We start from the raw sequence: 24,891 nt of genomic DNA, 5'->3' as shown, positions 1-24,891 counted from the left end.
GTGCGCCCGCGCGCAAGACTGAGCCATGAAGAAATGGTCGGTCATCGTCGTGCTGGGCGCGGCGCAGTTCGTGATGGTGCTCGACGGCACCGTGATGAACGTGTCGATCTCCACCGTGGTGGCCGACCTCGACACGACGGTCTCCGCCCTGCAGGCGGCGATCACCTTCTACACGCTGACGATGGCCGCCGTGATGCTGCTGGGCGCGAAACTCGGCGACATCTGGGGCCGACGGCGCGCGTTCGTCATCGGCTCCTGCGTCTACGCGCTCGGTTCGCTGACGACGGCGCTGAGCCCGAACATCGCCGTCCTCTTCCTCGGCTGGTCGATCATCGAGGGCCTCGGGGCCGTGCTCGTCATCCCGGCCATCGCCGCTCTGGTCGCCGACAACTACAAAGGCCCCGAGCGCATCACCGCCTACGCCATCATCGGCGCGGTCTCCGGCGGCGCGGTGGCGGTCGGGCCGCTGATCGGCGGTTTCGTCACCACCTACTTCAGCTGGCGCTACGTCTTCGTAGCCGAGGTGGTGATCATGGCCGTGGTCGTGATCTTCACGCGACGGGTGTCGGATGCGACGCCACGGCAATCGGTGCGCATCGACGTGCCGAGTGTGCTGCTCTCAGCCGCCGGCCTGGTCTTCGTGGTGTTCGGGATGCTGCAGAGCAAGACCTGGGGCTGGATCCGACCCCTAGCCTCCCCCGAGATCGGCGGGGTCGAGATCGCTCCGCTCGGCGTCTCGCTCACCGCGTGGTTCATGCTGGTGGGCGGGCTGCTCGTCTGGGCCTTCGTGCACCGGCAGCTCGCCCTGGTGCGGGGTGGTCGCCCTCCGCTCGTGCACATGGAGATGTTCTCCCTCCGGCAGCTCCGCAGCGGGCTCAGCGTTCTCGGCCTGCAGTACACCGTGACCGCTGGGCTGTTCTTCATCGTGCCGGTCTACTTGCAGATGACGCTGGGACTCAACGCCCTCGAGACGGGAGTCAAGATCTTCCCGCTCTCGGTCTCGCTCGTGCTCCTCTCGATCATCGGCACCCGGCTGTCGAAGGTCTGGTCGGCGCGGCGGATCGTGCGGGTGGGGCAGCTGATCCTCGTATTCAGCGCGCTGCTGCTGCTCGGCTCGGCCACCGAAGACCTCCGGAGCGTGTTGTTCGCCATCGGGATGTTCCTGGCCGGCGCAGGGCTCGGCCTCCTCGCCTCCCAGCTCGGCAACGTGAACATGTCGGCGGTGTCGGAGAAGGAGTCGAGCGAGGTGGGCGGGCTGCAGGGCGTCTTCCAAAACCTCGGGTCCTCACTCGGCACCGCCTTGATCGGCTCGATCCTGATCGGCGCGCTCGCGACATCCTTCGCCGGAGGAGTGGCGGCGAGTGACCTCCCGGACGACGCGCAAGCCCTGATCAGCCAGGCCACCGAGGGCGGTGTCACGATCGTCCCCGCGGCGAGCGTGACCGAGATCGGTCAAGAGGCCGGCCTCGGCGCCGACGAAGCCGAGACGCTCTCCACGATCTACAGCGACTCGCAGCTCTCGTCGCTGCGGGTGGCGTTCTTCGGCCTCACCGCGGTCTCGGTTCTGGCCCTGCTGTTCTCCCGCGGCATCCCGGCCGAGGTGCCGGTGCGCGAGCGTGCGCCCGAGCGCGCCCCGACCGCGCCCCGCCGACCCAGAGGATCGACCCTAGACTGAAGGCACCGGATCGCGCTTGGGTCTTCCGCCAGCCGCCAAGGAGCACACCATCACCGAACCGAACGAATCCCGCGTCGGACTGTACATCGACTTCGACAACATCGTCATCTCGCGCTACCAGCAGCTGCACGGGCGCAACGCCTTCCAGCGCGACGGCATCCGCGACTTCGACAAGTCGGCACCGGATGCCGACCCCGAGATCGCCGCGCGCCTCGCCGCCGCGACGGTCGACTTCAACGCCATCATCGACTTCGCCGCCTCGTTCGGCACCTTGGTGGTCAACCGTGCGTACGCCGACTGGTCGGTGCCGGTGAACGCGGCCTACCAGCGCCAGCTCATGTCGCGTGCCGTCGACCTCACGCAGTTGTTCACCACGACCACCCGTGGCACGAAGAACGGCGCCGACATCCGCCTCGCCGTCGACGTGGTCGAAGACCTGTTCCGGCTGCCCGACCTCACGCACGTGATCATCGTGGCGGGCGACTCCGACTACATCGCGCTCGCGCAGAAGTCGAAGCGTCTCGGCCGCTTCGTGGTGGGCATCGGCGTCGCGGGGTCGACGAGCACCTCGCTCGCCGCCGCGTGCGACGAGTTCGAGGACTACGACTCGCTGCCCGGCATCGAGAAGCCGGCCCCGGCTCCGACCGGCGCCGGCGCGGGCACCTCCGCCAGCGGCCCGGCCAAGCGCGCCTCGGGCCGCCGCGCCTCCTCCACCGGCAAAGCCGACACCGCGGAGACGACGGATGCCGCCGACACCGCCGACGCCGCGCCCGAGAAGCCGGCGACGCGCTCGCGCCGGGTCACCATCCCGACCTTCTCGCACAGCGACGACGCCCCCTTCGACGAGCCGGAACCCGCCGAGGACATCGATCCGCAGACCGTGGCGACCGAACTGCTCGTGCGTGCCCTGCAGATCGGGCACGCGAAGGGCGACGCCGACGAGTGGCTCAACACGGGCACCGTGAAGAACCAGATGCGCCGCATGGACCCGTCGTTCAACGAGAAGCCGCTCGGCTACCGTTCGTTCACCGACTTCCTCTCCTCCCGGTCCGACGTGGCCGAGCTCGAGGAGGAGGGTCCGCAGCGCCTCATCCGCCTCCGTCCGGGGGCTGCCGCCCGCCGCTGAACCGCCCCTATGCTGGAGTCGCCGCGCATCCGGGGGGATGCCGGTGATGAAGGGGGCGGCAGTGCAACGTCGGCAGAACTGGGGAGCGCGTCGGCTCGGCGCGTTCGGGACGGCCACCGCGCTGGTGGCGACTGCGTTGGTGGCCGGGATCGCGACCTCGGCACACGCAGCACCTCCGGCCCCACCGGAGATCCCGGTGACCCTCCTGACCTCCGAGACCGGGAGCTACCTGCCGAGGGTGGAGGTGTCGATCAACGGCAGCGATCCCATCCCGATGATGATCGACACGGGAACCAACTTCATGGTGGTGTTCCCGGATGCGATCGTGAACCCGACCGAGCCGGTGTTCGACACCGGTATCGCCCAGGGGATCGACTACGACGGGTCGTCGGCATCGGGCACCATCGCTCGAGCCCAGGTGGAGGTGGGCGGGGTGGTCACCACGCCCGGCGACGTGGCGTTCCTCGACGCGACCTCGTGCACTCCCCACTGCCTCGGCTACCAGGACGACATCGGCGGCGTGATCGGCATCGGTCAGCGGCTCGCGGATGCGCACAACGAGGGCGACCCGAAGAACGACCTCTTCTCGCCTCTGGCCCAACTGGGCGAGGAGCTGAGCGTCGGCTTCACCGTGGACTTCACCGCCGATGACCCGGTGATCCGGCTCGGCAAGCCGGTGGACGCGGGCGAGACCGACACCGTGCTGCAGCGCACGCAGGACGGAGACCGCTTCTACCCGACGGGCCAGCCGGTGTTCGACGAACCGGAGGTGTGCTGGACGATCGAGTACCAGGGCGACCACGCGAAAGCCTGCAACGACACCGTGTTCGACACCGGTCAGAGCACCGGCATGATCCGGGGAGACCAGTTCAAGCCCGTGGTCGACCCGGTGCACTCCACTCCGGAGCCCGGTTCCGGGGCTGTGCTGCTGGGCTGGGTGAAGACGCGGGCCTCGGTGTCGTGGGCGACGTCATCCACCTCCGAGCCGTACGCGGAGATCGAGGAGCCGGGCGTCAATCCCTACCGGTACGGGTTGTACAGCCAGGACAAGAACGAGACCTTCAACGCGGGCAACGGCTTCTACCTCAAGCACACGATCGGCTTCGACAACACGACGGGTGAGGTGATCATCAGCGCCACGGCGGGCACGCCCACCGGCCCGACCGACGTGCACGGTGAGGCCGGCTCCGAGGCCGTCACCGCGCACTGGCGCGCGCCGAAGGATGCCGGTGGTTCGGCGATCACGCACTACCTGATCAGGGTGACACCCGTCGACGGCGGTGCTCCCGTCACCGTGAAGGCCGACGCGGACGCCACGCACAAGACGGTGGGCGACCTCCTCGCCGGACAGGCGTACTGGGTCTCGGTCGCGGCCGTCAACGACTACGGCGTCGGTCAGCGCGTGCGGGCCGACGGTCAGCTCGTGCCGACGGCGGCCTCCGGGTCGACGCCCACCGCAGCCCCGACGCCGACTCCGGCGCTCGCGAACACGGGCGACGGTGCGCTGCCCGGCGTGATCGGCTTCGTGGTGCTGCTCGCGGTGGCGGGCGCGTCACTCTTGGTGCTCCGTCGCGGCATCCGGCGTTCGTCGTAGCCGCACGTCGGGCTTTCCTCGACTTGTGCGGGTGTTCGCTCTACCCTTGAGGAAACCGATTTTCGCGTTCGCCTGGACCTCGCCGATACGAAGCAACCGACCTGCGAGGGATGAAGGATGACGAACGGATACTGGACGGATGACATCGCCGCGTTGGCGATCAGCACGCCCATCAACGAGATACGGGTCGATCAACTCGCGCCCACCGATGTCGAGCGGCTGTCGGCCGCCATCGAGGAGTTGCACGCCGGCGACGGATTCGCGCAGAACATCGCGTTCCAGACCCGGTACAAAGAGCTCCGCCGTCTCCTCGACCGGAGGGTGCCGCAACCGGCCGACTGACGACTGTGCCGTGACGACGGTCAGTGCCGCTCCGGCTCTCCCTCTGCGATCAGCGGTGTGAGCAGGTCGCCGATCTCGGCGCGGGCCGCCCGCGCATCCCGGTCGGCGATCGCCTGCACCAGACGCTCGTGCTGGCCCGCGTGGTGGTCGACCTCGCCCTCGACGTCGGCGCGCAGCACGGAACGGAACAGTTCGAGCAGCCCGTCGTAGAGCTCGACGAACAACTCGTTGTGGGTGGCGGCGGCGACGGCCCGGTGCAGGGCGGTGTCGGCGGCCATCCGCTCGTCGATGTCGGGGTGCTTCCACGACTCGGCGCGGGCGTCGAGCAACGCCCGGAGGTCGCGCACATCCTGTTCGGTGCGGCGCTCGGCGGCCAGCTCGGCCGTGGCGGCGTCGATCGCGAACCGCAATTCGAGGCCGTCGCGGCGAGCGGATGTCGACAGCCGGCGTTGCAGGGTCTGCGTGAGTTGTGAGCGCGCGATGACGAAGGTGCCGCGGCCTTGCTCCCGGCGCACCAGCCCCGCCTGCACGAGTGATTGCACGGCTTCGCGCACCGAATTACGGCCGGCGCCGGTCCAGCTCACGAGCTCGCTCTCGACCGGGATTTTCGCCCCCACCGCCCACCGCCCCGACCGGATCTCCTCGTGGAACAGGTCGGTGAGATAGTCGGTCACCCCCGAGCGCATGAATGGCGCGGCGGGCGTCAAGACGCTATCCTCGGGATTCATCCCATCATCCTATCTTTTGGATCGACATGACGACGACTCCCACTCCGGTGTCCACCACGCGGCGCACGACGCTGTTGGTGCTCACAGCGCTCATCCTCACCGCGGTCAACCTGCGCACGGCGGTGACCGGTTTCAGTCCGCTGCTGGAGCAGATCGGCGGCGATCTCGGATTCGGCACGGCGCTCTACGGCGCCTTCGGCACGATCGTCACGGCGTCGTTCGCCGTCTTCGGCTTCGTGGCGTCGGCCGCGTCGCGCCGGCTCGGCCTCGAGATGACCCTGGCGGTGGCGACGGTGGTGACCACGCTCGGCATCGGGCTGCGTGCGCTCAGTCCCGATCCGACGGTGTTGGTCGCGTCGACGATCGTGGCGTTCGCGGGCGTGGGCACCTCGAACGTGCTCATCGTCCCGATCGTGAAGCGTTACTTCGCGTCGCGGCTCAAGACGGTGAGTTCGCTCTACCTGGCACTGCTGCAGTTCGGACAGTTCGTGGCTCCACTGATCGCGGTGCCGATCGCGCTCTCGGCCGGGTGGCGGTTCGCGATCGGGATGTGGGCGATCCTCACGGCCGCGGCGGCGGTGCTGTGGATCGGGATCGCCGTGTCAGGGCGGGAGCGCTGGCGCGGCGCGGGTGCCGGCGCGGCATCCGCTCCCCCGCCCCTCGGTGGTGTTCCCGGAGCCTGGCGCACCACCCTGCTGTGGTCGATGGTGCTCCTGTTCGCGATGACGGCGCTCAACACCTACGTCGTCATCACCTGGCTGCCGACCCTCCTCGTGGAGGCGGGGGCGGACCCAGCCCTCGCCGGCACGCTCCTGGCCTTCTTCTCGGTGTTCGGGTTCGGTGCGGCGTTCCTCGTGCCGCCGTTGACGCTGCACCTGCGCAATCCGGCGGTCATCGTCGTCGTCTGCGTGGCGCTGCTCGCGGTGGGTTACACGGGACTGCTCGTCGCGCCGCTCGAGGGTGCCGTGATCTGGGTGGCCGCGCTCGGGCTGGGGGTGAGCACCTTCCCGATGTGCCTCACGCTCGTCAACGCGCGCACGCGGAGCACGGCCGGATCGTCCGTGCTCTCCAGCCGCACGCAGGGCATCGGCTACGCCATCGCCTGCGTCGGCCCGCTGCTCATCGGTGTCCTGCACGGAGCGCAGGGCGGGTGGAGCGGCTCGTTCGTGTTCCTCTTCGTGAGCCTGGGCATCCTGCTGGTGGCCGGCATCCTGGCCTCCCGCCCACGCTTCCTCGAGGACGAGGCGGCACGGTGACGACCTCGACGGGCGACAAAAAAGGCCCCTCGACGAGGAGCCTTGTCTTGCTGGGGTACCTGGACTCGAACCAAGAACAACTGAACCAGAATCAGCCGTGTTGCCAATTACACCATACCCCACCGGCCGCACCGTAGCCCGGGCCGACGGTTTACTTTAGCCTATCCGGGCCGTCTGTCCAAAAGCGCCCCAGCGCTCGCGCGAGACGGGCCCCGGCCGTAGCGTGGAGGACGTGAGCACGAAGACGATCGGCATCCTCCTGTTCGAGAACGTCGAGGAACTCGACGCCGTGGGGCCCTGGGAGGTGCTCGCCTACTGGACCCTCCACCACCCCCAAGACGGCTACGAGGTGCGGATGCTCGCCGACACGCTCGATCCTGTCAGCTGCGCCAAGGGCCTCCGCCTGCTGCCCGACACGACGCTCACGGAGGCTCCCCCGCTCGAGGTTCTGATCTACCCGGGCGGGCAGGGCACCCGGCCGCGACTGAAAGACCCGGCCGAGCTCGACTGGGTGCGCGAGCAGCGGGCATCCGTTCCCCTTCTCGCCAGCGTCTGCACGGGCGCGCTGGTATATGCCGCCGCGGGAATTCTCGCCGGCCGACCCGCCACCACGCACTGGCAGTCGCTCGACCTGCTCTCCGAACTCGACCCGAGCATCCGGGTGCAGGCAGAGGCGCGCTTCGTCGACGACGGCGACATCGTCACGGCCTCGGGCGTCTCGGCCGGCATCGACCTCGCCCTGCACCTCGTGGCCCGGCTGGCCGGGCGCGAACGCGCGATCGAGGTGCGCCGCGGCATCCAATACGATCCCGAACCTCCCGTGTGACGCCGGTTTCGGTGCATCTGAGCATGAGTGGTGGCCTATAGGGGCTCGGTCACTCTGAAATGCACCGTTACTCGCCGTCAGCTGCGCACCGGGCGGATGCGGTCGTTGCGCAGGTGCTCGTAGACCACGGACGTTCGCACGTCGGCGACCTCGGCGCGTTCGGTGAGGCGGTCGATGACGAAGGCGTAGAGGCTGTCGTTGTCGGGCACGGCCACGTGGATGAGGAAGTCCTCGGAGCCCGAGGTCACGAACACGCCGAGGGTGTCGGGCAGGGCGCTCACCCAGTTGCGGAACGCCTCGATGTTGCGCCGCGACGGCGGCCGGATGCGCACCGCGATCAGGGCCTGCACGGGCCGTCCGATGGCGGGCAGGTCGACGTCGAGCGTGGCGCCGCGGATGACGCCGCGCTCGCGCAGGGCCCGCGTGCGGTCAAGCGCCGTCGTGGGCGAGACGCCGACGGCCGCCGCGACGTCGCGATTCGTGCGCCGCGCATCCGTCTGCAATTCACGCAGGATGGCCGTATCTAGTTCGTCGAGCATCGCGTTCCACCGTTCGTCATCGTATTAAGTACGGATGAATTGTAGGCCGCTTGCATGTGTGCTTACTCTCGTGGTCGCATCCCGAACAAAGGAGAACCGCGTGACCATCGAGCATCCGACGCCGCCCGCCTTCGCCCCGGGCCAGATCGTGACGGGCGAGTCCACCCGATCCGCTCGTCTGAAATGGGCGATCGTGGTCGACACCGCGCTGCCGCCCGGGCGCATGGTCAACGCCGTCGCGTGCGTCGCGTCGGCCACCGGGGTGGCGATCGGCGGGCTGCAGGGTCCGGACGGTGTGGATGCCGGCGGGCACACGCATCCGGGACTGCCCTGGGCCGGATGCACGGTGCTCGGCGCCACCGCCGAGCGGCTCGCGAACGTGCGCTCCAAGGCGCTCGCCGCCGACGGTGTCTGGCTGGCCGACATGCCGCTCAGCGCGCAGACCACCCGCGTGTACGACGAGTACCTCTCGACCCTCGCCGAGACCGCGCCGGCCGACCTCGAGGTGTGCGCCCTCAGCATCGTGGGCCCTCGTGCCACCATCGACGCCCTCGTGAAGAAGCTGCGCCTGCTCTGAGCAGCACCGCGGACTTCTTGCCCCGAAACGCCCCAAATCCGGGATTTTGGGGCCGGAAGGGGCAAGAAGTCGGGGTCAGACGGGCTCGAGCCCCGCGGGCACGCGGGAGAAGAGGCCCGGGTACTCCAGGACGAAGCCGAGCTCGTCGACGAGCACGTCGCGGGTGAAGTCGCTGTCGAGCGATTGGTAACGGTAGACGTCGGGAAGGAGTCGCGTGTAGCGCTGCGGGTCGGCGGACACAGTCATCGCGGGCACGTCCACGTAGGCGGCCACGATCTCGGCGCTCTGGCCGACCTCGATGCCGAGCCGGCGTACGGGCAGGGTGTTGCTGAACGGGGTCGCACTGATGTCGACGTCGATCGCGGCATCCAGGTGGCGCAGAAGCCGCCCGTCGTCGCTCCACCAGCGGCCGTCCCCGCCCGACCGGATCTCCACGCTGCGACCGCTCAGCGTCTCCGAGACGAGGACGTAGCGGGTTCGCCACTGGTCGTCGATCTCGATGCGGTAGTAGACGTCGAACAGATGTGGATCGGTGCCGGTGATGTGACCGACCGCGGTGCATCCGTTGTCGTCGAGGATGACCGTGGTCTCTTCGCGACCCGGTCCGGATGGAGGCGCCCAGGCGAGCGAGCGCGTCACGCTCTCCATCGCATCACCCCCGGCCGATCGGGCGAATCCTGTGGAGAGAAATCTACTCCTGGTCGGCGGGCTTGCGAACCCCGTCTTTGCGAGCGGCCGCACGCTGACGGAGGTAGGCCACCACGGCCGAGCCGACGGTCAGCACGACGATGCCGATCAGCACCCATTCCATGTAGCGCTCCACCACCGCGGCCACCGAAGGGATCGAGCCGAGCGCGTAGCCGAGCACGATGATCGCGGTCGACCAGAGCGCGGCACCCAGCGCGTTGAACCCGGCGAAGTGCGTGTACTTCATCTTGCCGACGCCGGCCGCGACCGGAGCGAAGGTGCGGACGACCCCGACGAAGCGGGCGATGGTGACCGCCCAGCCGCCGAAGCGGTCGAAGAAGGCCTGCGTGCGATCGACGTTCTTGCGGCTGAAGATGCCGGAGTCGCGGCGTTCGAAGATCGCCGGTCCGGCACGGCGGCCGATCACGTAGCCGAGCTGATCGCCGAGGAACGCGGCCACGAACACGCAGAGGACGACCACCGCGAGCGGGAAAGGGATGGCCCCGGTGAAGGTGAGCAGGCCGGTGAAGAAGAGGAGCGTGTCGCCCGGCAGGAAGAAGCCGATGAGGAGCCCGGTCTCGGCGAACACGATGAGGCACACGATCAGCAGGCCCCACGCCCCCGCGCCTTCGATGGTGCCCTGCATGTTGAAGAGATCGGTGGGCGCCATGACCTCGACCCTAGCCCGTTCGGCTGCGCTCCCGATCCACGCGAGCGGAGGCGATCTCGGGGCGACAGCGGCTCCCCGGAGTGGCAGGCTGGAGACATGCAGTTCGGTCGCCAGCTGACACCCGACGAGTTCTGGACGCATGTCGACGAGACGGATGCGCAACTGCGGTCCACCTACGCTCCCACCTACGCCTACGGCCTCGTGCGCTGGCCCGGATTCTCCATGGTGACGGAGTGGGATTTCGGCGGCCAGACCCGGGTGCTGTCGTACGCGCGCGCGATGCCCGCGGTCATCCCGCCGAGTCCCCGGGCCGACGAGGACCCCGCGGCGGTGAGCGGATTCGCGACCGGTGGCCGCGGCGACGGGACGGCCGACGAGCGCGGCGGTGACGACGCCGCCACCCTGGCGTCGCTCGAGGCTCGCCTGACCGAGTCCGGAACCCGCGCCGCCGCCGAGGGAGCGACGGCGGCGAGCGCAGCGACAGCCGCCCTCGCCGATCCTTTCGACGTGCACGTGCACTGGCGCACCGGCGACAGCCGCGCCGTGGTCGACCGGCTGCGCCACCGCGAGAACCTCCTGCAGGCCCGCACCACCTCCTGGTACCGCCCCGTCTCCCCCACCGAGCACCTCCCCGACCGCATCGTCGACCTCAAGGTCGACGGGCGGCGCGAGCCCTTCGAGGTGTGGGTGCGCGGCGCGGTGTGGTGGGCGGCGACGACGCTCGGCGGGCGCACCCTGGCGGTGGTGGCGCGCGACGTGCCGTTCGAGGACGTCGCCCTCCTCCGCGTCACCGACATCGAGCCCTACATCGACGGGCGACGACTCTGGCTGCGCCGGATGCGCGGTGAAGCCTGATCTGCCGAGAACGCCCACCGAACGATACCATCACGTCATCCCCGCACCATCGAAGGAGCACGACATGAGCGACTACGCCGTCATCAACCCCGCGACCGGCGAGACCCTGCGCGAGTACCCCACGATCACCGATCAGGAGCTCGAGGCCGCCATCGCCGCCGCCTCCGATGCGTTCGAGACCTGGTCGCGCAAAGTCGGGGTTCCCGAGCGGGCCGCGCTGATCGCGCGGGTCGCCGAGTTGCACACCGAGCGGCGCGAGCAGCTCGCCGAGATCGTGGTGCGCGAGATGGGCAAACCCCTCGAGCAGGCCCTCGGCGAGGTCGACTTCGCTGCCGCGATCTACCAGTACTACGTGGACCACGGCGCCGAATACCTGGCCGACGAGCCGATCGAGCTCGACGAGGGAACAGGATCGGCGTTCATCCGCCGCGCCGGCCTCGGCGTGCTCCTCGGCATCATGCCCTGGAACTTCCCTTACTACCAGGTGGCGCGCTTCGCCGGCCCGAACATCGTGGCAGGCAACACCATCCTGCTCAAGCACGCACCGCAATGCCCCGAGTCGGCGGCCGCGATCGCCGACATCTTCGCCGAGGCGGCGGCATCCGTCGGCGCACCCGCGGGCGTCTACGTGAACATCTACGCCACCAACGACCAGATCGCCACCGTCATCGCCGACCCGCGCGTGCAGGGCGTCTCGGTCACCGGCTCCGAGCGTGCCGGCGCCGCGGTCGCGGAGCTCGCGGGCAAGCACCTCAAGAAGGTCGTGCTCGAAATGGGCGGTTCCGACCCCTTCATCCTGCTCTCCACCGACGACGTGGATGCCGCGGTGCAGGATGCCGTGAACGCGCGCCTGGACAACAACGGCCAGTCCTGCAACGCGGCCAAGCGGTTCATCGTGCTCGACGGCCTCTACGACGACTTCGCCCAGAAGTTCACCGCCGCGTTCACCGCCGTGCAGCCCGCCGATCCCTTCGCCGAAGGTACCCAGCTCGGCCCGCTCTCCTCCGACGCCGCCGCCGCGCGGCTCGGCGAGCAGGTCGACCGGGCCAAGGCGCAGGGCGCGACCGTGCTGGCCGAAGGGTCCCGCGACGGCAACTACTTCGGCCCCACCGTGCTCGCCGATGTCACGCCCGCCATGGACGCCTACCGCGAGGAGTTCTTCGGCCCGGTGGCGGCGCTCTACCGCGTGGCCTCCGAAGACGACGCCGTGCGGCTGGCCAACGACACCCCGTTCGGTCTCGGCTCCTACGTGTACACCACCGACGAGGAGCAGGCCCTCCGAGTGGCGGATGCGATCGACGCCGGCATGGTCTGGATCAACCTGGTTCTCGGCGACGCGGCCGAGCTGCCCTTCGGCGGCGTCAAGCGCTCGGGCTCCGGCCGCGAGATGGGCCGCTTCGCGCTGGAGGAGTTCGTGAACAAGAAGCTCATCCGCATCGCGTAGCGGCCCATCCGCCCCCTTCCCAAGGGTTCGGAAGGATCGGGTCAGCGCACCACGCTAATCCGATCCACACCCACTCCGGCCGACGAGGCGCCCGTCACCCGGATGACATTGGCTCCCGTGCCGAGCGTCAGCCCGAGAGTCTTCGTGGCGACCGCAGTCGCCGAGCCGGTGGCCGGTAGCGCGACCGTCACGGCGGTGCCGCCGTTCACCCGCACCTGCACAGTCTGGGCCGTCGCACTGGCGTAGTCGAGCCGCACCGTGTGGTTGCCGGCCGCAGCCACCGTGAGGCCGTTGACGTCGAGGGCGGCGCTCCCGGTGAGCGACTTCACGAGACTTCCGCCGGAGCATCCGGCGCAGGACGCCGTCACCGCGCCGCCCGAGAGGGTGTTGCCCGCCGCCTCGGCCTCGGTGCGCCGTTCGATCGTGAGCGCGTCGATGTCGGGCGCGAACGCGCTCGGGTTGTCGAAGGTGATGGTGTTCGATCCCGCCACCAGTGGCACGTCGACCGACCATTTGTTCACGAACTCCCAGCCACCGGAATCCGGCAGGTTCTGGGTGCTCAGGACGGTTCCGTTCACGGTGATGCGCACCGATCGCGGATCGGCGGAGGTGTAGCTGAACGTCATCCGATGCGTGCCGGCCGTGCTGGCGGTGACGTTGTTGAACGTCACCGAGCCGCCCGATCCGATGTTCCCCACCTTCGAGCCGGTCGAGCAGCCCTTGCAGGCCGCGACCGCCGCCGAGCCCCCTCGGGTGTTCGCCGCTGATTCGGCCTCGTAGCGGGCGTCGCCGCTCCCGATCTGCGCGAGCGGCGTCTGGGAGATCTGCACCGACGTCCCTCCGGTGGCGATCATGGGCAGCGACAGCGTGGTGGCGCTGGTGACGGTCTGGGTGCTGACCTGGACCTGGCCCGCGGCGTTGTCGGAGAAGATGGTCGCCGTGTAGCTCCCCGAACCGAGGAACGACAGCGGCACCGTCGCGGTGCGGGCCGGCGACGTCATCGCACCGATGAACCAGTCGCTGCCGGAGCGTCGGGCCAGGGTGATGTGGTCGCCGGGGAAGCCCTCGACCACCTTCGTCTCGTCCCACGTGGTCGGGATCACCCGCATCAGGTGCCGGCCGGGCCATTGCTCGTAGGCGGCGGCCGAGTCGGCGTAGTTGATCATGCCGGTGTTGTAGACGATCGCCTGCGCCAAGGTGTGGCCCTGCGTGAGCACGGAGGAGTTCTGCGAGATCATCGCCGGGGTGTAGTCCATCGGGCCGATCGGCCCGCGCGTGAACGGGTAGGTCACATCGGCGGCAGCCGTGGTGGGCGGCGGGTACTTGTAGTGCTCGGTGCCCGCAACGGCCTCGCTGGTGAGCACCCACGGCCAGGTGCGGTTCTCGCCGCCCGGCTTCGTGCTGCCGTGAAGGTCGAGCATCATCTGGTTCGCGCCCGCGGCGTCGCCGATCGACTGGTACCACTGCTGCTTCGCCTGCGAATCACTGAGGAAGAAGTCGACCTTGAGCCCCGCGACCCCGTAGGCCTTGTGGTCGACCACGAGCTGGTTAGCTTGCGCGGGAGTCTGGGCGGCATCCGCCGTGACCCAGGCGAAGATCTTGACGCCACGCTGCGCGGCGTAGGCGGAGATCGCCGGCAGGTCGACCGACGGGGTGTAGCAGCAGTCGACGGTGACGTACTCGAAGCCCATGGACGCCGCGAAGTCCACCATCTGCTTCTGCTTGTCGAGATCGGATGCGCTGTCCTCGTCGCTGTACCACGACCAGGCGGCGCGGCCGGGCTTCACCCAACTCGGCGTCGAGGCCGCGGGCGGGTTGAGGTTCTGCACCAGGTCGGAGTTGTAGAGGGTGTCGAGGTTCGACGCGATGATCGCGGTGCGCCAGGGCGTCTGGAACGGATAGGTCGCCGAGAGCGGGAAGGCCTGGTCGGGCGTGCGCGCGACCTTGAGCAACCCGGTTCCCGCCCCATCGCCGTCGAGCATCGACGGGGCGTAGCTGGCGCCGGAGTTGTAGACGTTCGCCTCGCTGATCAGCGTGTAGTATGCGTTGTTGTTCACCGAGATGAGGGCGGGCATGGTGAGGTCGGTGCCGGAGTTCAACTGCGCCGCGTTGCGGTACACGTAGTCCTGCTCGTAGTTGGAGTTCCACGGCGCCGCCCAGCCGCCGCTCGTGGTGGGGAGGCGGAATCCGGTGGTCTCGTTGGTGATGCTCACCGCGCCGCTGCCGGGGAGCCGGTACCGGAATGCGATACCGTCGTTGTACGCCCGGGCGATGAGCTGCATCGTGACACCGCTCTTGGTGTAGCTGAGCGTCATCTCACGGCCGTCGTTGAGGTAGCTCGGCTTCGTGCCCGCCGGCAACGAATAGGTCTCGGTGATCACCGAGCGCGTCTCGCCGGAGTAGGTCAGGCCGGTCGAGAAGTCGACGGTGCTGGTGGCTATGCCGAGGGGTGAGTCGCCGAAGATGCTCGTGGTGCCGGCGGTCACGGCATAGGTCAGGGCCCCACCGGGCTGGTCGGTGACGGTGAGGTTGATCGTCCCGTCGGGCGAGGTGATGGTGTGGGTGGTGAGCGCCATCGCGGGGCTCGCGGTGAGGAGCGGCAGGCTCAGCGCCATCGCTGTGACCGCTGCCAGGGCCAGTGTTCGAGGACGTCGTCGTCCCTCAGAGGTTCGCATGTCTCCGAGGGTAGGGAGAGGGCCGCCTCGCAGGAATGCGCGTTCCGGCGATCGGACTGGACGAATCGACGGCATTGCCTGGGCGACTCGCTGGAGCGGCGGATGACCCTGGATCATTCTCCGATCGGACAGCACAATGGAGCCATGCCGATCCAAGAAGGATTCCAGGGCCAGCGTCTCGTGGTCGTCTCACGGCCGGTGGTCGCCGAGGCGCTCTCACGGCCGGTCACCCGGCGCTTGCTGGTGACCGACGTGGGCTACTACCCGACGGCGATCGGGCACCAGATGAACCGGCCCCGGGGCGCCGAGGGCACCATCGTCGTGGTCTGCGCCTCGGGAACCGGCTGGGCCCGGGTCGGCGACACCGTGCACCGGATCGGCGCACAGCAGGCCCTGGTCATCCCGAGCGGGGTGCCGCACTCCTACGGCGCCGACGAGCTGCGACCCTGGACGATCTGGTGGGCGCACGTGACGGGAACGGATGCCGCCGAACTGGTCGAGAGCATGGACGTGACGGCCGCCCGTCCGCTGGTGCCGATCCGGGGCCTCGACCGCGCGGTGGCGCTGCTCGACGAGATCGTGTCGAACCTCGAACGCGACCAATCGCCGCCCCGGCTGGTCGCGGCATCCGGTGCGGCCTGGAAGCTGCTCGCCCACATCAGCGTCGACCGCCTGCTGCCCCAGCCCGACGATCCGCTGCAGCGCGCCATGAACTACCTCAGCGACCGGCTCGACGGATCGGTGCGGGTGCCCGACCTGGCCCGCCTGGTGGGGGTCTCCCCGTCGCACCTCTCCGCCCTCTTCCACCGGGCGACCGGCGGCGGGGTGCACGCGCACCACACGGCATTGCGGATGGCGCGGGCCCGCCAACTGCTCGACACCACCGACGCGACCATCGCCGACGTGGCCTCGGAAGTGGGATACGAGGACGCGTTCTATTTCTCCCGAGCCTTCCGCCGCCACCATCGCATGAGCCCGTCGGGCTTCCGCGCGAGGGACGCGTAGCAAGCCGCTTCACGGAGCGAGGCGGACGCCCCAGGACGTGCGCCAACGCTCGGCGGGGGCGAGCCAGCGGAGCCCTTCGCCGGTGCGCAAGGCGTTCGGCGGCGCGGTCATCGGCTCGATCGCCACGGCCAGACGCGGTCCGTCGGCCGAGGGGAACTCGTGCGTGATGTAGAGCTGGGTGTAGCGGTAGTCGTCGTCGGCCCAGAGCTCGACCCGATCGCCGTCCGGACCGTGCAGCGCGTGCACGAGCACGCCGTCGGCCGCCTCGAGCTCGAAGGTGGCGTGGGCCGGGCTGTCGGCGACTAGACGCGGGCGCCTGAGGTCCCAGGGCGTTCCCGCCACGGCGAACCGTTCGCGTGGGATGTGCCGCTCGTCGAGCCGGTAGGCGTGCGTCGCCTGCACGCTCACACGCAGTTCCTCGAGGGCGGTCGAGCCGATGCGGAGATACGGATGCGCCCCCAGCGCCACCGGGGCGGGTTCGGTGCCCCGGTTCTCCACCGAGGTCGTCACGGTGATCCCCGAATCGGCCAGCCGGTAGCCGACCACCACGTCGAGATCGAAGGGATAGCCGGGACGCTGCCGGATCTCGGCCCCCAGCGTGGCCGACGCCTCGTCGCGGCCGAGCAGCGCGAAGTCGTCGGCCGCCAGGAGTCCGTGGTTGGCGTTGCCGAGCTCGGGTTCGGTCACCGCGAGCTCGTGGCGGCGCCCGTTGTGCCACCAGGTGGCGTCCTCGACCCGGTTGGGCCAGGGCACCAGGGTCGCGCCCGCCATGCCCGGCGCGTCGGACTCCGTGACGAAGGGCTCCACGACGTCGAGGCCGCGCACGGTCAGCGACCGGAGCGAGGCGGCCCGCGGCGACAGCGCCGCGAGCACCCGGCCGGTGCCGTCGCTGAGCCGCACCAGCGGGAGGCCCGCCAGCACAGCGTCGGAGATCATGCCTCGACGAGATGGAAGAGCACCGTGCGATCGGGATCGAGCGACGGGGCTTCCAGACCGACCGAATCGAGCACCGCACCGGGCAGCGTGATGCCGTCGGCCAGCCACGGCGGCTGCTGACCCTCGGGCACCTCCCGCCCCGGCGCCAGGAGCCGCACGGTGTACCGCCGGTGCGGATCAAGACCCGGTAACCGCAGCCGGGCCGGCGGCCACGCCGCGGGCCGGCCCAGCAGCGTGAACGAGAAGACGGCCTCCCGCCTGTCCTGCGACACGACCCCGTCGACCCGGATCTCGGGAGCGGTGTCGGCACGCACCACGCGCCCGGAGTGGAGCAGCGGGCGGAACCGCTTGTGCGCATCCACCCACCCCTTCACCCGCTCGAAGGTCTCCGGATCGGTCTGCGTGAGGTCGAGCTCGACGCCCAGATTGCCCCAGAAGGCGGTGGACGCCCGGAAGTCGAGCGTCGAGACGCGGTGCGTGGTGTGCGATTCCTCGGCGCCGATGTGCGTGCCCTGGAGCTCGGGCGGCAGCAGCACGGAGGTCCAGCGCTGGATGTCGATGCGGTCGTGCGGATCGTTGCAGTCCGAGGGCCAGACGCGGTCGGTGCGCCGGAGGACGCCGAGGTCGATGCGTCCGCCACCGCTGGCGCAGGACTCGATCTCGAGACCGGGATGACGGCGGCGCAGCTCGTCCATCATCGCGTAGGCCGCGAGCACCTGGTCGTGCACACCCGCTCGACCCGAGTCGCTGTGCCCGGCGTCGGTGAGGGAGCGGTTGTGATCCCACTTGATGAAATCGATCCCGAGCCGCTCGACCAGGTCCGAGATCCGCTCGAGCACCTGCGCGAAGGCCTCCGGGTGCGCGAGGTCGAGCACGTGCTGATAGCGCGAGGGCAGTCCCGGTCCGTGGCCGCCGTCGAAGATCCATTCCGGATGCGCGCGGGCGAGCTCCGAGTCGAGGTTCACCATCTCGGGCTCGAACCAGAGACCGAACTGCAGGCCGAGCCCGTGCACGTGCTGAGCCAGCCCGTCCAGGCCCTGCGGCCACACCTCGGGGTCGACCTCCCAGTCACCGAGCGACGAGGTGTCGTCGCGCCGGCCGAGGAACCAGCCGTCGTCGAGCACGAACCGCTCGACGCCGAGGTCGGCGCTGCGGTCGGCGAACGCCTTCAACTTCTCGACGTTGTGGTCGAAGTACACCGCCTCCCAGGTGTTGGACAGCACCGGACGCAGACCGGACGGATGCTCGGACCGGGCCCGGATCATCCGGTGGAAGCGATCGGAGAGGGCGTTGAGACCGTCGCCCCACGAGCCGTACACGACGGGGCTGCGGTACGACTCAGCCGGCGCGATGGAGAGCTCGCCCGAGAGCAGCAACTCGCCCGCCCGCAGGTGCCGGGTGCCGGCCGGCATCCGCTCGGCCGCCAGCACCTGGTTGCCGCTCCAGCCGAGGTGAACGGCCCAGACCGGGCCGTGCTCGAAACCGAACCCGGTGGCGCCCACGGCGAAGAAGGTCGAGTGGTCGAGACCCGGCTTGCCGCCGCGGCTCTCCCGGAGCCACGTGCCGAGCGGGAACGGATGCCGCTGCGGAACCCGTTCGAGGGCCCACCGTCCGGTGAGATCGAGGAGCTCGTCCGCCGTGTCGGGTACCGGAAGCGCGAGTTCGAGACCGTCGAGGGCGTACGGTTCCGCGCCGTCATTGCGCAGTTCGGCCTGCAGGGTGAGCACCCCTTCGGCCCCCAGCTCCAGCAGCACCGTGAGGGTGAGCTGCGACTCGGGGTCGGCGGCGACGGTGCGCACCGAGTCGGCGCTCACCGTGTTCACCGCGTCGCGGAAGAGCGGCGCGAAGGCCCGCCCATCCCGGTTTCCCGCGATACCCGGCCTCCCGAGCCATCCTTCGGCCAGCTGAGGCACGACCGGCACCGGCTGCGGATAGGTCACCGCGCTGTCCCCCACCGTCGGACGCGTGATGGTCCGCAGCTGCGCCAGCTCTCCGGCGCTCAGCTCGCCGAGATCGCTGCCCCAGTGCAGCACCCGGGGCAGCCGCCCTTCTCCGAGGTCGACGACGACACTCGTTTCCCCGCGCCTCAGATGCACGATGGTCTCTTCGGACTCGACGCCCATTTCTAGCCTTTCAGTCCACTGCTGGCGATGCCCGCGAAGAATTGCCGCTGCAGGACGAGGAACACGATGACGAGCGGGAGCGTGCAGACGAGCGCCCCCGCCATCAGGGCCGGGTAGTCGGTGCCGAATTGCCCCTGCATGCTGGCGAGCCCCACCGGCAGGGGCCGGAAGTCGCCCGCCGGCGTCACGATCAGGGGCCAGAGCAGGTCGTTCCAGGAGTACAGCGAGGTCAGCACCGCGAGCGCCGCGATCGTCGGCCGCGCCATGGGCAGCATGACACTCCAGAACACCCGCAGCGTGCCGGCGCCGTCGAGCCGGGCCGCTTCCTCGTACTCCTTCGGCATGGTGATGAACGCCTGGCGCATCAGGAAGGTGCCGAACGCGCTGAACATGCCCGGGATGGCGAGGGCCGGCAGCGTGTTGAGCAACCCGAGGCCCTTCATCAGGTCGAACTGTCCGAGCAGGAAGAGCTGGCTCGGCACCATCAGCATGAGCAGGAACAGGGCGAAGAGGATGTTGCGCCCCGGGAACTGCAGGCGGGCGAAGGCGTACCCGGCCAACGCCGCGACGAAGACCTGCCCGATGACGCGCAGGATGAGCGAGATCGCCGAGACCGCGAACTGCGCCCAGAAGGGCACCGACCCGAAGAAGGTCTCGAATCCCTCGAGCGTCGGTGTGGCCGGGAACAGCGTCGGCGGCAGCGACGAGACCTCGTTCGAGGTCTTGAAGGAGGTGAGGATCTGCCACACGAACGGCACGATCATGAACGCCGCCGCAATGATCAGGAGGGTGTGGATGCGCCACTGTCCGCGGTTAGTCATAGCTCACCCATCTCCTCTGCAGGCGGAACTGGATCGCCGTGGCGATCATGATGATGGCGAGCAGCACGATGGCGATGGCCGCTCCGTAGCCCTGTTTGAACTGCACGAAGGCCGCCTCGTAGAAGAGATAGACGATGGTCTTCGAGCCGTCGAGGGCCGTGTTGTTGATGCTGCCGAGCATCACGAACACCAGGTCGAACATCTGCAGGGCCGAGATCGTGGTGAGCACGGTGACGAAGAAGACGCTGGGGCTCAGCAGCGGCAGGGTCACCGAGAAGAACTGACGGATGCGTCCGGCGCCGTCGAGGGCGGATGCCTCGTAGAGCTCCACGGGTATGCTCTGCAGCCCGGCGCCGAGAATGATGAGGTTGATGCCGAGGCCCATCCAGATGCCCACCACGGCGAAGGCGTAGATGGTGAAGCGGTCGTCGGCCACCCAGTACTCCCCCGGGATGCCGACCAGCGAGAGCAGGTAGTTGAGCACCCCGAAGTCGCCGTTGAGGATGAACCGCCAGACCATGCCGACGGCCACCGGGAGGGTGACCACCGGCAGGAAGAAGAGCACGCGGTAGATCGTGCGACCCTTCGCGGCCTGCTCGATCAAGGCGGCGAGCACGATCGCGATCGGCACGCCGAGCAGCACGAGCCCCGTGTAGAGGGCCGAGTTGCCGAGTGCCCGCCAGAAGTCCTCGTCGCCGAGGAGCTTCGTGTAGTTGTCGACGCCCGTGAACTCGCCGGCGCCGAACACCGGCACGTCCATGAAGCTCTTGACGAAGGTGGAGATGAACGGCCACAAGTAGAGCGCGGCAAGACCGATGAAGGCCGGGGCGATCATCACGATCGCCCACCAGTCGATCCGCTGGCGCTTGCGGCGGCGGGAGGAGGGGGAAGGGGCCGGGCCGGGGCGGCGGGCTTGCAGCCGCCCCGGCCGGGTGAGGGTCGAGGTCATCGGTTACTCGGCCAGGACCTTGTCGATCGCATCGGCGTACTGCTTCGTGGCGTCCTCGACGGTGGCGGTGCCGTTCCAGGCGTCGGTCAGGTACTTGGTCTGCTCGCCCTGCCACTCCGCCGCGTTGCCCTGCACGGGCAGCGGCACCGAGTACTCCTTGGCGTCGATGAACACCTGCAGGTTCGTGAACTCCGGCATCGCCGCCATCCAGGTCTTCTCCGTGCCGGCGTACGCGGGCAGCACCGCTCCGCTCTTGGCCTGGATCTCGGCCGCCTGCTCGCCGCTGGCGAAGATGAGGAACTTCTTCACGGCATCCGGGTGCTTCGTTCCGGCGTAGCCGACGTTGGAGATGCCGCTCGTGACCGTGGCGCGCTCCTCGCCGACCGGCAGGGGGGCGATGTCGACGTTCGGTTGGATCTCCTTGTTGTCGTAGAGCTTCAGCGCCCAGTAGGCGCCCGACATGTACATGCCGATCTTGCCCTGCTCGAACATGGTCTCGGCCTCGGTGTCGGAGAGCTGCTGCAGCGTCGGCGACGAGCCGTCGGCCTGCAGGTCGGTCCAGAACGTGATGCCGGCCTGGGCTTCGGGAGTGTCGATCAGCGCGGTCTTGCCGTCGTCGGAGATGACCTGGCCGCCGGCCTGGAAGATCGTGTTGTAGTAGCCGCCCTGGTAGTCGATGGGTGCGGCCGTGCCCCAGACGCCGGCGGCGGGGTCGGTGAGCTTCTTCGCCGTCTCGCGGAAGTCGGCCCAGGTCCAGTCCGCGCTCGGGTAGGCGACGCCGGCCTTGTCGAAGATGGCCTTGTTGAACCAGACCGCGTTGGTGTCGACGTCTTTCGGCAGTCCGTAGATCTTGCCGTCACCCTGGTCGTAGAGGTCGAGCACCGCCTTCGGGTACTTCGCCAGGTCGACGCCCTCGGAGTCGATCGCGTCGCTGATGTCGAGCAGCTGATCGCCGGCCGCGTAGGGCTGGATGTTCTGGGCGAGCATCCAGAAGGCATCCGGAGCCGTTCCGCCGGCCGCGCCGGTCTGCAGTGTCGACCAGTACTCGGGCCAGGGGCGCTCTTCGACCTTCACGGTGATGTTCGGGTTCTCCTCGGTGAAGGCGGCTGCGATCTCCTTCATCGCCGGAGTCTGGGTGCCGGCCCAGACGCCGTAGGTGATCGTGACCTTCTCGTCGCTCGCGCCGGTGCTCGTAGGGCTGCCGCCGGAGCAAGCCGCCAGCAGAGCGCCGACGGCGAGGAGCGCCGGGGCGATGAGCCATCTCTTGTGCATGGGTTTCCCTTTCTGTGCGCGATCGTCAGTGATCGTCGCGTGATGTGATTGCGTCGGAATGGTGCAGGGGTGGGGTGGTGAGGACGAGGGCTGCCCAGTCCACGTGGGCGGCATCCGGGGCGCCCGACTCGAAGGAGTGGGGAGCGCGGGTGAAGGGAACGGGCTCGTCTCCGGGCCGGCGTTCCGTGCGGAGGGTGAGGATGCCGGCACCGGCCAGATCGACCTCGAAGGCGATCGGGTCGGCACCCGCGGCGAGGGTCAGGCGCAGCAGCTCGCGTCCGTCGGCCTCGACGATCGCGACGGCGGTGGTGCCCGGTGTCTCGTCGTCGACGCCGGCGAAGCCGGTGAGGCGCTCCGCGCGGCCGCCGAGGGCGATGCGGAACGCGGATGGGGTCGACACGCCGAAGCCGTGGTCGAACTCGGCGTCGGCGACGCGCATCCGCTGACCGTCGGCCGGGTTGCCGCCGCCGTTGCTCTGATCCCGTTCGACCGGACCGTTCTCGTTCTGGAAGTCGAGCATCGGCAACGTCGACAGCACCACCTCGGAGCCCCTGGTCAGGGGCTTCACGAGCCGGGCGTGTGCGACCAGCGGGATTCCGCGGCGACCGGGCTTCTCGACGGCGATCACCCCGAGGGCGCCGCCCGCGAGGGAATCGGGCGCGGTCACGATCCAGGTCGTCGCGTCGCGCTGCTCGGCCTGCCAACCCGGGGGCACCCGCACGGATGCGCCGGGTTCGGTGGTGACGGACGCGCGTCCGGCCGCGTCGAGTTCCCCGAGCGACGGCTCGACCGACGGCGCCGGTTCGAGCTCGGCCGCTGCGGCGCGGAACAGCTCGGTCCCGACGGGTGCGAGCACGGCGGCGAATCCGCCCTCCGCCCCGACGTCGACGACGAGGGTGTTCTCGACCAGACTGTCGGTCTCCGTGAGACCGTGGCCCTCGCCGCCGGGCAGGTCGGTGACCACCCAGGCGCGACGGCGTCCACCCCCCAGGCGCGCCAGCGGGATCTCGAGGGTGCGTGCGGCCCCGGTGGCGATGCCACCGAGGAACCAGCGGTCGCCCGAGCGGCGGGCGATCACGGCCTCGGTGTCGGGCGTGCCGGCGAGCTGCCTCGTCTCGTCCCACGTGGACGGGAGTTCCGTGAGGAGCCGGGCCGCCAGCGGACGGTCGCGGTAGGCGTCCACCCCGTCGGCGAAGTTCGTGATGCCGGACTCGAAGGCCACGCTCAGGCCGAGCTCGTGGCCGTCGCTCGTGGTGCGGTCGGGCGCCGTGAACGCGACCGGCGTGTAGTCCATGGCGCCCACCACGTTGCGGGTGAAGGGCTGGATCACGTTGTGGCCGGCCGTCAGCGGGAGGTCGTTGTAGAACACGTAGTACTCGGAGCCGCGGATGGCCTCGTAGCCCACGACCTGGGGCCAGGTGCGCGCCCAGCCGCGCGGGATGACCGAGCCGTGGAAGTTCACCATGAGCCCGAGTCGCGCCGTCTCGGCGAGCACCGAGTCGTACCAGCGGTAGCGGTCTTTGGATTCGGACTCCATGAAGTCGACTTTGATGCCCGCGACGCCCCAGGAGCGCCAGAGAGCGAGCTTCTGCAGCTTCTCGGCGCCGTCGAGGTCGTGCCACACGGTCCAGAGGTGCACCTGGATGCCGAACCCGGCGGCGTAGGCCACGATCTCCGGAACCCAGGTCTCCTCCCAGCCGCAGTCGATCAGCAGGTGCTCCCAGCCGAACTCGGCGGCCACGTCGACGAAGTGCTTCTGCGCATCGAGCTGCGCGCCGGAGTAGAAGTCCGACCACCACGACCACGCGGCGCGGCCGGGGCGCACCCAGGACGCATCGCCGACGAGGGGATGCCGCGGGGGCGCCAATTCGTCCACCAGCCGGGTCTCGACCACGGTCGCGAGCTCTCCCGTCACGAAGACCCGCCAGGGGGTGAGTGCGCCGCGAGCGACTTCGGTGCGTGCGTCGGCGGCCTGGAAGCGGAGGACTGGTGCCCGCCCGTCCGCGCCGGCATCCGTATCCGCATCCGCTTCGCTTGCGCCTTCGACGACCGCGTGCGCTCCGCTGAACCGGCCATCGATGCCGGATTCGGTGACGAGGATGTACTTTCCGCCGGTGGTGCGGAGGAGGAAGGGGAAGCCGTAGTCCCCGCCGCCAGCTCGGCCACGTCGACGCCGATCCGGGGTGTCTCGTACCAGGTCTGGTAGTCGAGCACCCAGGCGCGGTCGAAGCCGTCGAGCGGGAACGACGTGCCCTCGGCGTCGAGCGTCGACACGCCCTGCAGGTCGGGGACGTCGTAACGCAGGGCGAACCCGTCGGCGGCGAGGCGCACGACGACCCGCCACTCGAGGCCGGACTCGTGCCGGAGCGTCGCGGTGAGCTCCTCGTGCTCGAAGGCCCACGGACCGGTCGCCTTGCCGGAGACCGCGGTGAGGCTGTCGGCCACGGTGCGGATGCTCGAGCGCAGCAGAGTGCTGGAACATGCCAGGTCGACGCCGCCGAGGGTGATGCCGAGACGGATCGTGAGAGCGGTGCCCGCGTCCGGTCCGTCGACGGTAAGCCGCAGGCCGTCCGCGTGCGCCTCGACCGCGGCCTGCGCGTCTCCGCGGACCACGGAGGCGGCGGGGAGGATGTCGGTGACCACGGTGTCTCCTGGTGTCGTGTCGGGAAGGAGCGGGTGCAGCTCCCGATGTCGAGGTTAACGCGCCCGCGGCCCCCCGACCTATGGCCTTTAGAACCCAGCGCCTGGACGTTTCGACGTTCTGTGTCGGCCGGGACGCCCGCGACGCAGA

At 69.4% G+C, this 24,891-nt stretch carries 21 protein-coding genes, 1 tRNA gene and 2 pseudogenes; 10 read left to right on the top strand and 14 right to left on the bottom strand.

Annotation, left to right across the window (positions count from 1 at the left end; translation table 11 throughout):
• Window positions 1-25: 25 nt before the first annotated feature.
• The 4 genes from ACFJGU_RS15240 (at window position 26) to ACFJGU_RS15225 (ending at window position 4,737) form a co-directional block, all read left to right on the top strand.
• Window positions 26-1,675 carry an MFS transporter gene (locus tag ACFJGU_RS15240; protein ID WP_382304365.1) on the top strand — a complete coding sequence of 550 codons (1,650 nt, stop codon included), beginning with the start codon at window positions 26-28 and terminating at the stop codon, window positions 1,673-1,675.
• 16 nt (window positions 1,676-1,691) lie between these two features.
• Window positions 1,692-2,801: an NYN domain-containing protein gene (locus tag ACFJGU_RS15235; protein WP_382304363.1), complete on the top strand. Its 1,110-nt coding sequence runs from the start codon at window positions 1,692-1,694 to the stop codon at window positions 2,799-2,801.
• Window positions 2,802-2,862: 61 nt separating this feature from the next.
• Window positions 2,863-4,395, top strand: a complete 1,533-nt coding sequence (locus ACFJGU_RS15230; protein WP_382304361.1) for a fibronectin type III domain-containing protein — start codon at window positions 2,863-2,865, stop codon at window positions 4,393-4,395.
• Between the two features lie 117 nt (window positions 4,396-4,512).
• The gene (locus tag ACFJGU_RS15225) at window positions 4,513-4,737 is read left to right on the top strand and encodes a hypothetical protein (protein ID WP_382304359.1); all 225 of its coding nucleotides are present in this window, start codon (window positions 4,513-4,515) and stop codon (window positions 4,735-4,737) included.
• Window positions 4,738-4,757: 20 nt separating this feature from the next.
• On the opposite strand, the gene ACFJGU_RS15220 is transcribed toward ACFJGU_RS15225, so the two are convergent.
• Window positions 4,758-5,465, bottom strand: coding sequence for a FadR/GntR family transcriptional regulator (locus ACFJGU_RS15220; protein WP_382304357.1), 708 nt, complete (start codon window positions 5,463-5,465; stop codon window positions 4,758-4,760).
• Between the two features lie 26 nt (window positions 5,466-5,491).
• On the opposite strand from ACFJGU_RS15220, the gene ACFJGU_RS15215 reads away from it, so the two are divergent.
• Entirely contained in the window at window positions 5,492-6,721 is a 1,230-nt protein-coding gene (locus ACFJGU_RS15215; RefSeq protein WP_382304355.1) for an MFS transporter, read from the top strand.
• Between the two features lie 50 nt (window positions 6,722-6,771).
• Here ACFJGU_RS15215 and ACFJGU_RS15210 read toward each other — a convergent pair.
• Window positions 6,772-6,843, bottom strand: a tRNA-Gln gene (locus ACFJGU_RS15210).
• A 110-nt stretch (window positions 6,844-6,953) separates the two neighbouring features.
• Here ACFJGU_RS15210 and ACFJGU_RS15205 point away from each other — a divergent pair.
• Complete coding sequence (locus ACFJGU_RS15205) at window positions 6,954-7,547, top strand: DJ-1/PfpI family protein (protein WP_382304353.1); 594 nt, start codon at window positions 6,954-6,956, stop codon at window positions 7,545-7,547.
• Window positions 7,548-7,624: 77 nt separating this feature from the next.
• Here the strand turns inward: ACFJGU_RS15205 and ACFJGU_RS15200 are convergent, their stop codons facing one another.
• Window positions 7,625-8,086, bottom strand: coding sequence for an Lrp/AsnC family transcriptional regulator (locus ACFJGU_RS15200; protein WP_382304351.1), 462 nt, complete (start codon window positions 8,084-8,086; stop codon window positions 7,625-7,627).
• Between the two features lie 100 nt (window positions 8,087-8,186).
• Between ACFJGU_RS15200 and ACFJGU_RS15195 the strand changes: the two genes are divergently transcribed.
• On the top strand, window positions 8,187-8,663 hold the full coding sequence (locus ACFJGU_RS15195; RefSeq protein WP_382304349.1) for a DUF2000 domain-containing protein: 477 nt from the start codon (window positions 8,187-8,189) through the stop codon (window positions 8,661-8,663).
• A 75-nt stretch (window positions 8,664-8,738) separates the two neighbouring features.
• Here ACFJGU_RS15195 and ACFJGU_RS15190 read toward each other — a convergent pair whose 3' ends face one another.
• Window positions 8,739-9,311, bottom strand: coding sequence for a putative glycolipid-binding domain-containing protein (locus ACFJGU_RS15190; RefSeq protein ID WP_382304347.1), 573 nt, complete (start codon window positions 9,309-9,311; stop codon window positions 8,739-8,741).
• A 43-nt stretch (window positions 9,312-9,354) separates the two neighbouring features.
• Complete coding sequence (locus ACFJGU_RS15185) at window positions 9,355-10,020, bottom strand: DedA family protein (RefSeq protein ID WP_382304345.1); 666 nt, start codon at window positions 10,018-10,020, stop codon at window positions 9,355-9,357.
• Window positions 10,021-10,116: 96 nt separating this feature from the next.
• Between ACFJGU_RS15185 and ACFJGU_RS15180 the strand changes: the two genes are divergently transcribed.
• Together ACFJGU_RS15180 and ACFJGU_RS15175 are read left to right on the top strand one after the other, a co-directional pair.
• The gene (locus tag ACFJGU_RS15180; protein ID WP_382304343.1) at window positions 10,117-10,875 is read left to right on the top strand and encodes a hypothetical protein; all 759 of its coding nucleotides are present in this window, start codon (window positions 10,117-10,119) and stop codon (window positions 10,873-10,875) included.
• Between the two features lie 64 nt (window positions 10,876-10,939).
• Window positions 10,940-12,319 (top strand): NAD-dependent succinate-semialdehyde dehydrogenase, encoded by a 1,380-nt coding sequence (locus tag ACFJGU_RS15175; protein WP_382304341.1) that lies wholly within the window; start codon window positions 10,940-10,942, stop codon window positions 12,317-12,319.
• 41 nt (window positions 12,320-12,360) lie between these two features.
• Here the strand turns inward: ACFJGU_RS15175 and ACFJGU_RS15170 are convergent, their stop codons facing one another.
• A complete protein-coding gene (locus ACFJGU_RS15170) occupies window positions 12,361-14,994 on the bottom strand; it encodes a glycoside hydrolase family 97 catalytic domain-containing protein (protein ID WP_382304339.1) in 2,634 nt (877 codons plus the stop codon).
• A 144-nt stretch (window positions 14,995-15,138) separates the two neighbouring features.
• Between ACFJGU_RS15170 and ACFJGU_RS15165 the strand changes: the two genes are divergently transcribed.
• On the top strand, window positions 15,139-15,999 hold the full coding sequence (locus ACFJGU_RS15165) for a helix-turn-helix domain-containing protein (protein ID WP_382304337.1): 861 nt from the start codon (window positions 15,139-15,141) through the stop codon (window positions 15,997-15,999).
• A gap of 9 nt (window positions 16,000-16,008) precedes the next feature.
• On the opposite strand, the gene ACFJGU_RS15160 is transcribed toward ACFJGU_RS15165, so the two are convergent.
• The 8 genes and pseudogenes from ACFJGU_RS15160 to ACFJGU_RS15125 all read right to left on the bottom strand — a co-directional run.
• The gene (locus ACFJGU_RS15160; RefSeq protein ID WP_382304335.1) at window positions 16,009-16,935 is read right to left on the bottom strand and encodes an aldose epimerase; all 927 of its coding nucleotides are present in this window, start codon (window positions 16,933-16,935) and stop codon (window positions 16,009-16,011) included.
• Window positions 16,932-19,058 (bottom strand): alpha-galactosidase, encoded by a 2,127-nt coding sequence (locus tag ACFJGU_RS15155; protein ID WP_382304333.1) that lies wholly within the window; start codon window positions 19,056-19,058, stop codon window positions 16,932-16,934. The genes ACFJGU_RS15160 and ACFJGU_RS15155 overlap by 4 nt, the downstream gene beginning before the upstream one ends.
• 2 nt (window positions 19,059-19,060) lie before the next feature.
• A complete protein-coding gene (locus ACFJGU_RS15150) occupies window positions 19,061-19,879 on the bottom strand; it encodes a carbohydrate ABC transporter permease (protein WP_382304331.1) in 819 nt (272 codons plus the stop codon).
• The gene (locus tag ACFJGU_RS15145; protein ID WP_382304329.1) at window positions 19,872-20,828 is read right to left on the bottom strand and encodes a carbohydrate ABC transporter permease; all 957 of its coding nucleotides are present in this window, start codon (window positions 20,826-20,828) and stop codon (window positions 19,872-19,874) included. Before ACFJGU_RS15145 ends, ACFJGU_RS15150 begins: the two co-directional genes overlap by 8 nt.
• Window positions 20,829-20,831: 3 nt before the next feature.
• Entirely contained in the window at window positions 20,832-22,100 is a 1,269-nt protein-coding gene (locus ACFJGU_RS15140; protein WP_382304327.1) for an ABC transporter substrate-binding protein, read from the bottom strand.
• A 25-nt stretch (window positions 22,101-22,125) separates the two neighbouring features.
• Window positions 22,126-24,015 (bottom strand): glycoside hydrolase family 97 catalytic domain-containing protein, encoded by a 1,890-nt coding sequence (locus ACFJGU_RS15135; RefSeq protein WP_382310387.1) that lies wholly within the window; start codon window positions 24,013-24,015, stop codon window positions 22,126-22,128.
• Window positions 24,016-24,201: pseudogene (locus ACFJGU_RS15130) on the bottom strand (hypothetical protein); the annotation flags it as partial.
• 65 nt (window positions 24,202-24,266) lie between these two features.
• Window positions 24,267-24,713: pseudogene (locus tag ACFJGU_RS15125) on the bottom strand (glycoside hydrolase family 97 N-terminal domain-containing protein); the annotation flags it as partial.
• Window positions 24,714-24,891 lie beyond the last annotated feature (178 nt).

Origin of the sequence: Herbiconiux sp. UC225_62 (assembly GCF_042694625.1) — a bacterium.
Taxonomy (GTDB): Bacteria; Actinomycetota; Actinomycetes; order Actinomycetales; family Microbacteriaceae; genus Herbiconiux.
The sequence above is the reverse complement of the archived record's forward strand: the minus strand, read 5'-3'. Positions and strand labels throughout refer to the sequence as shown.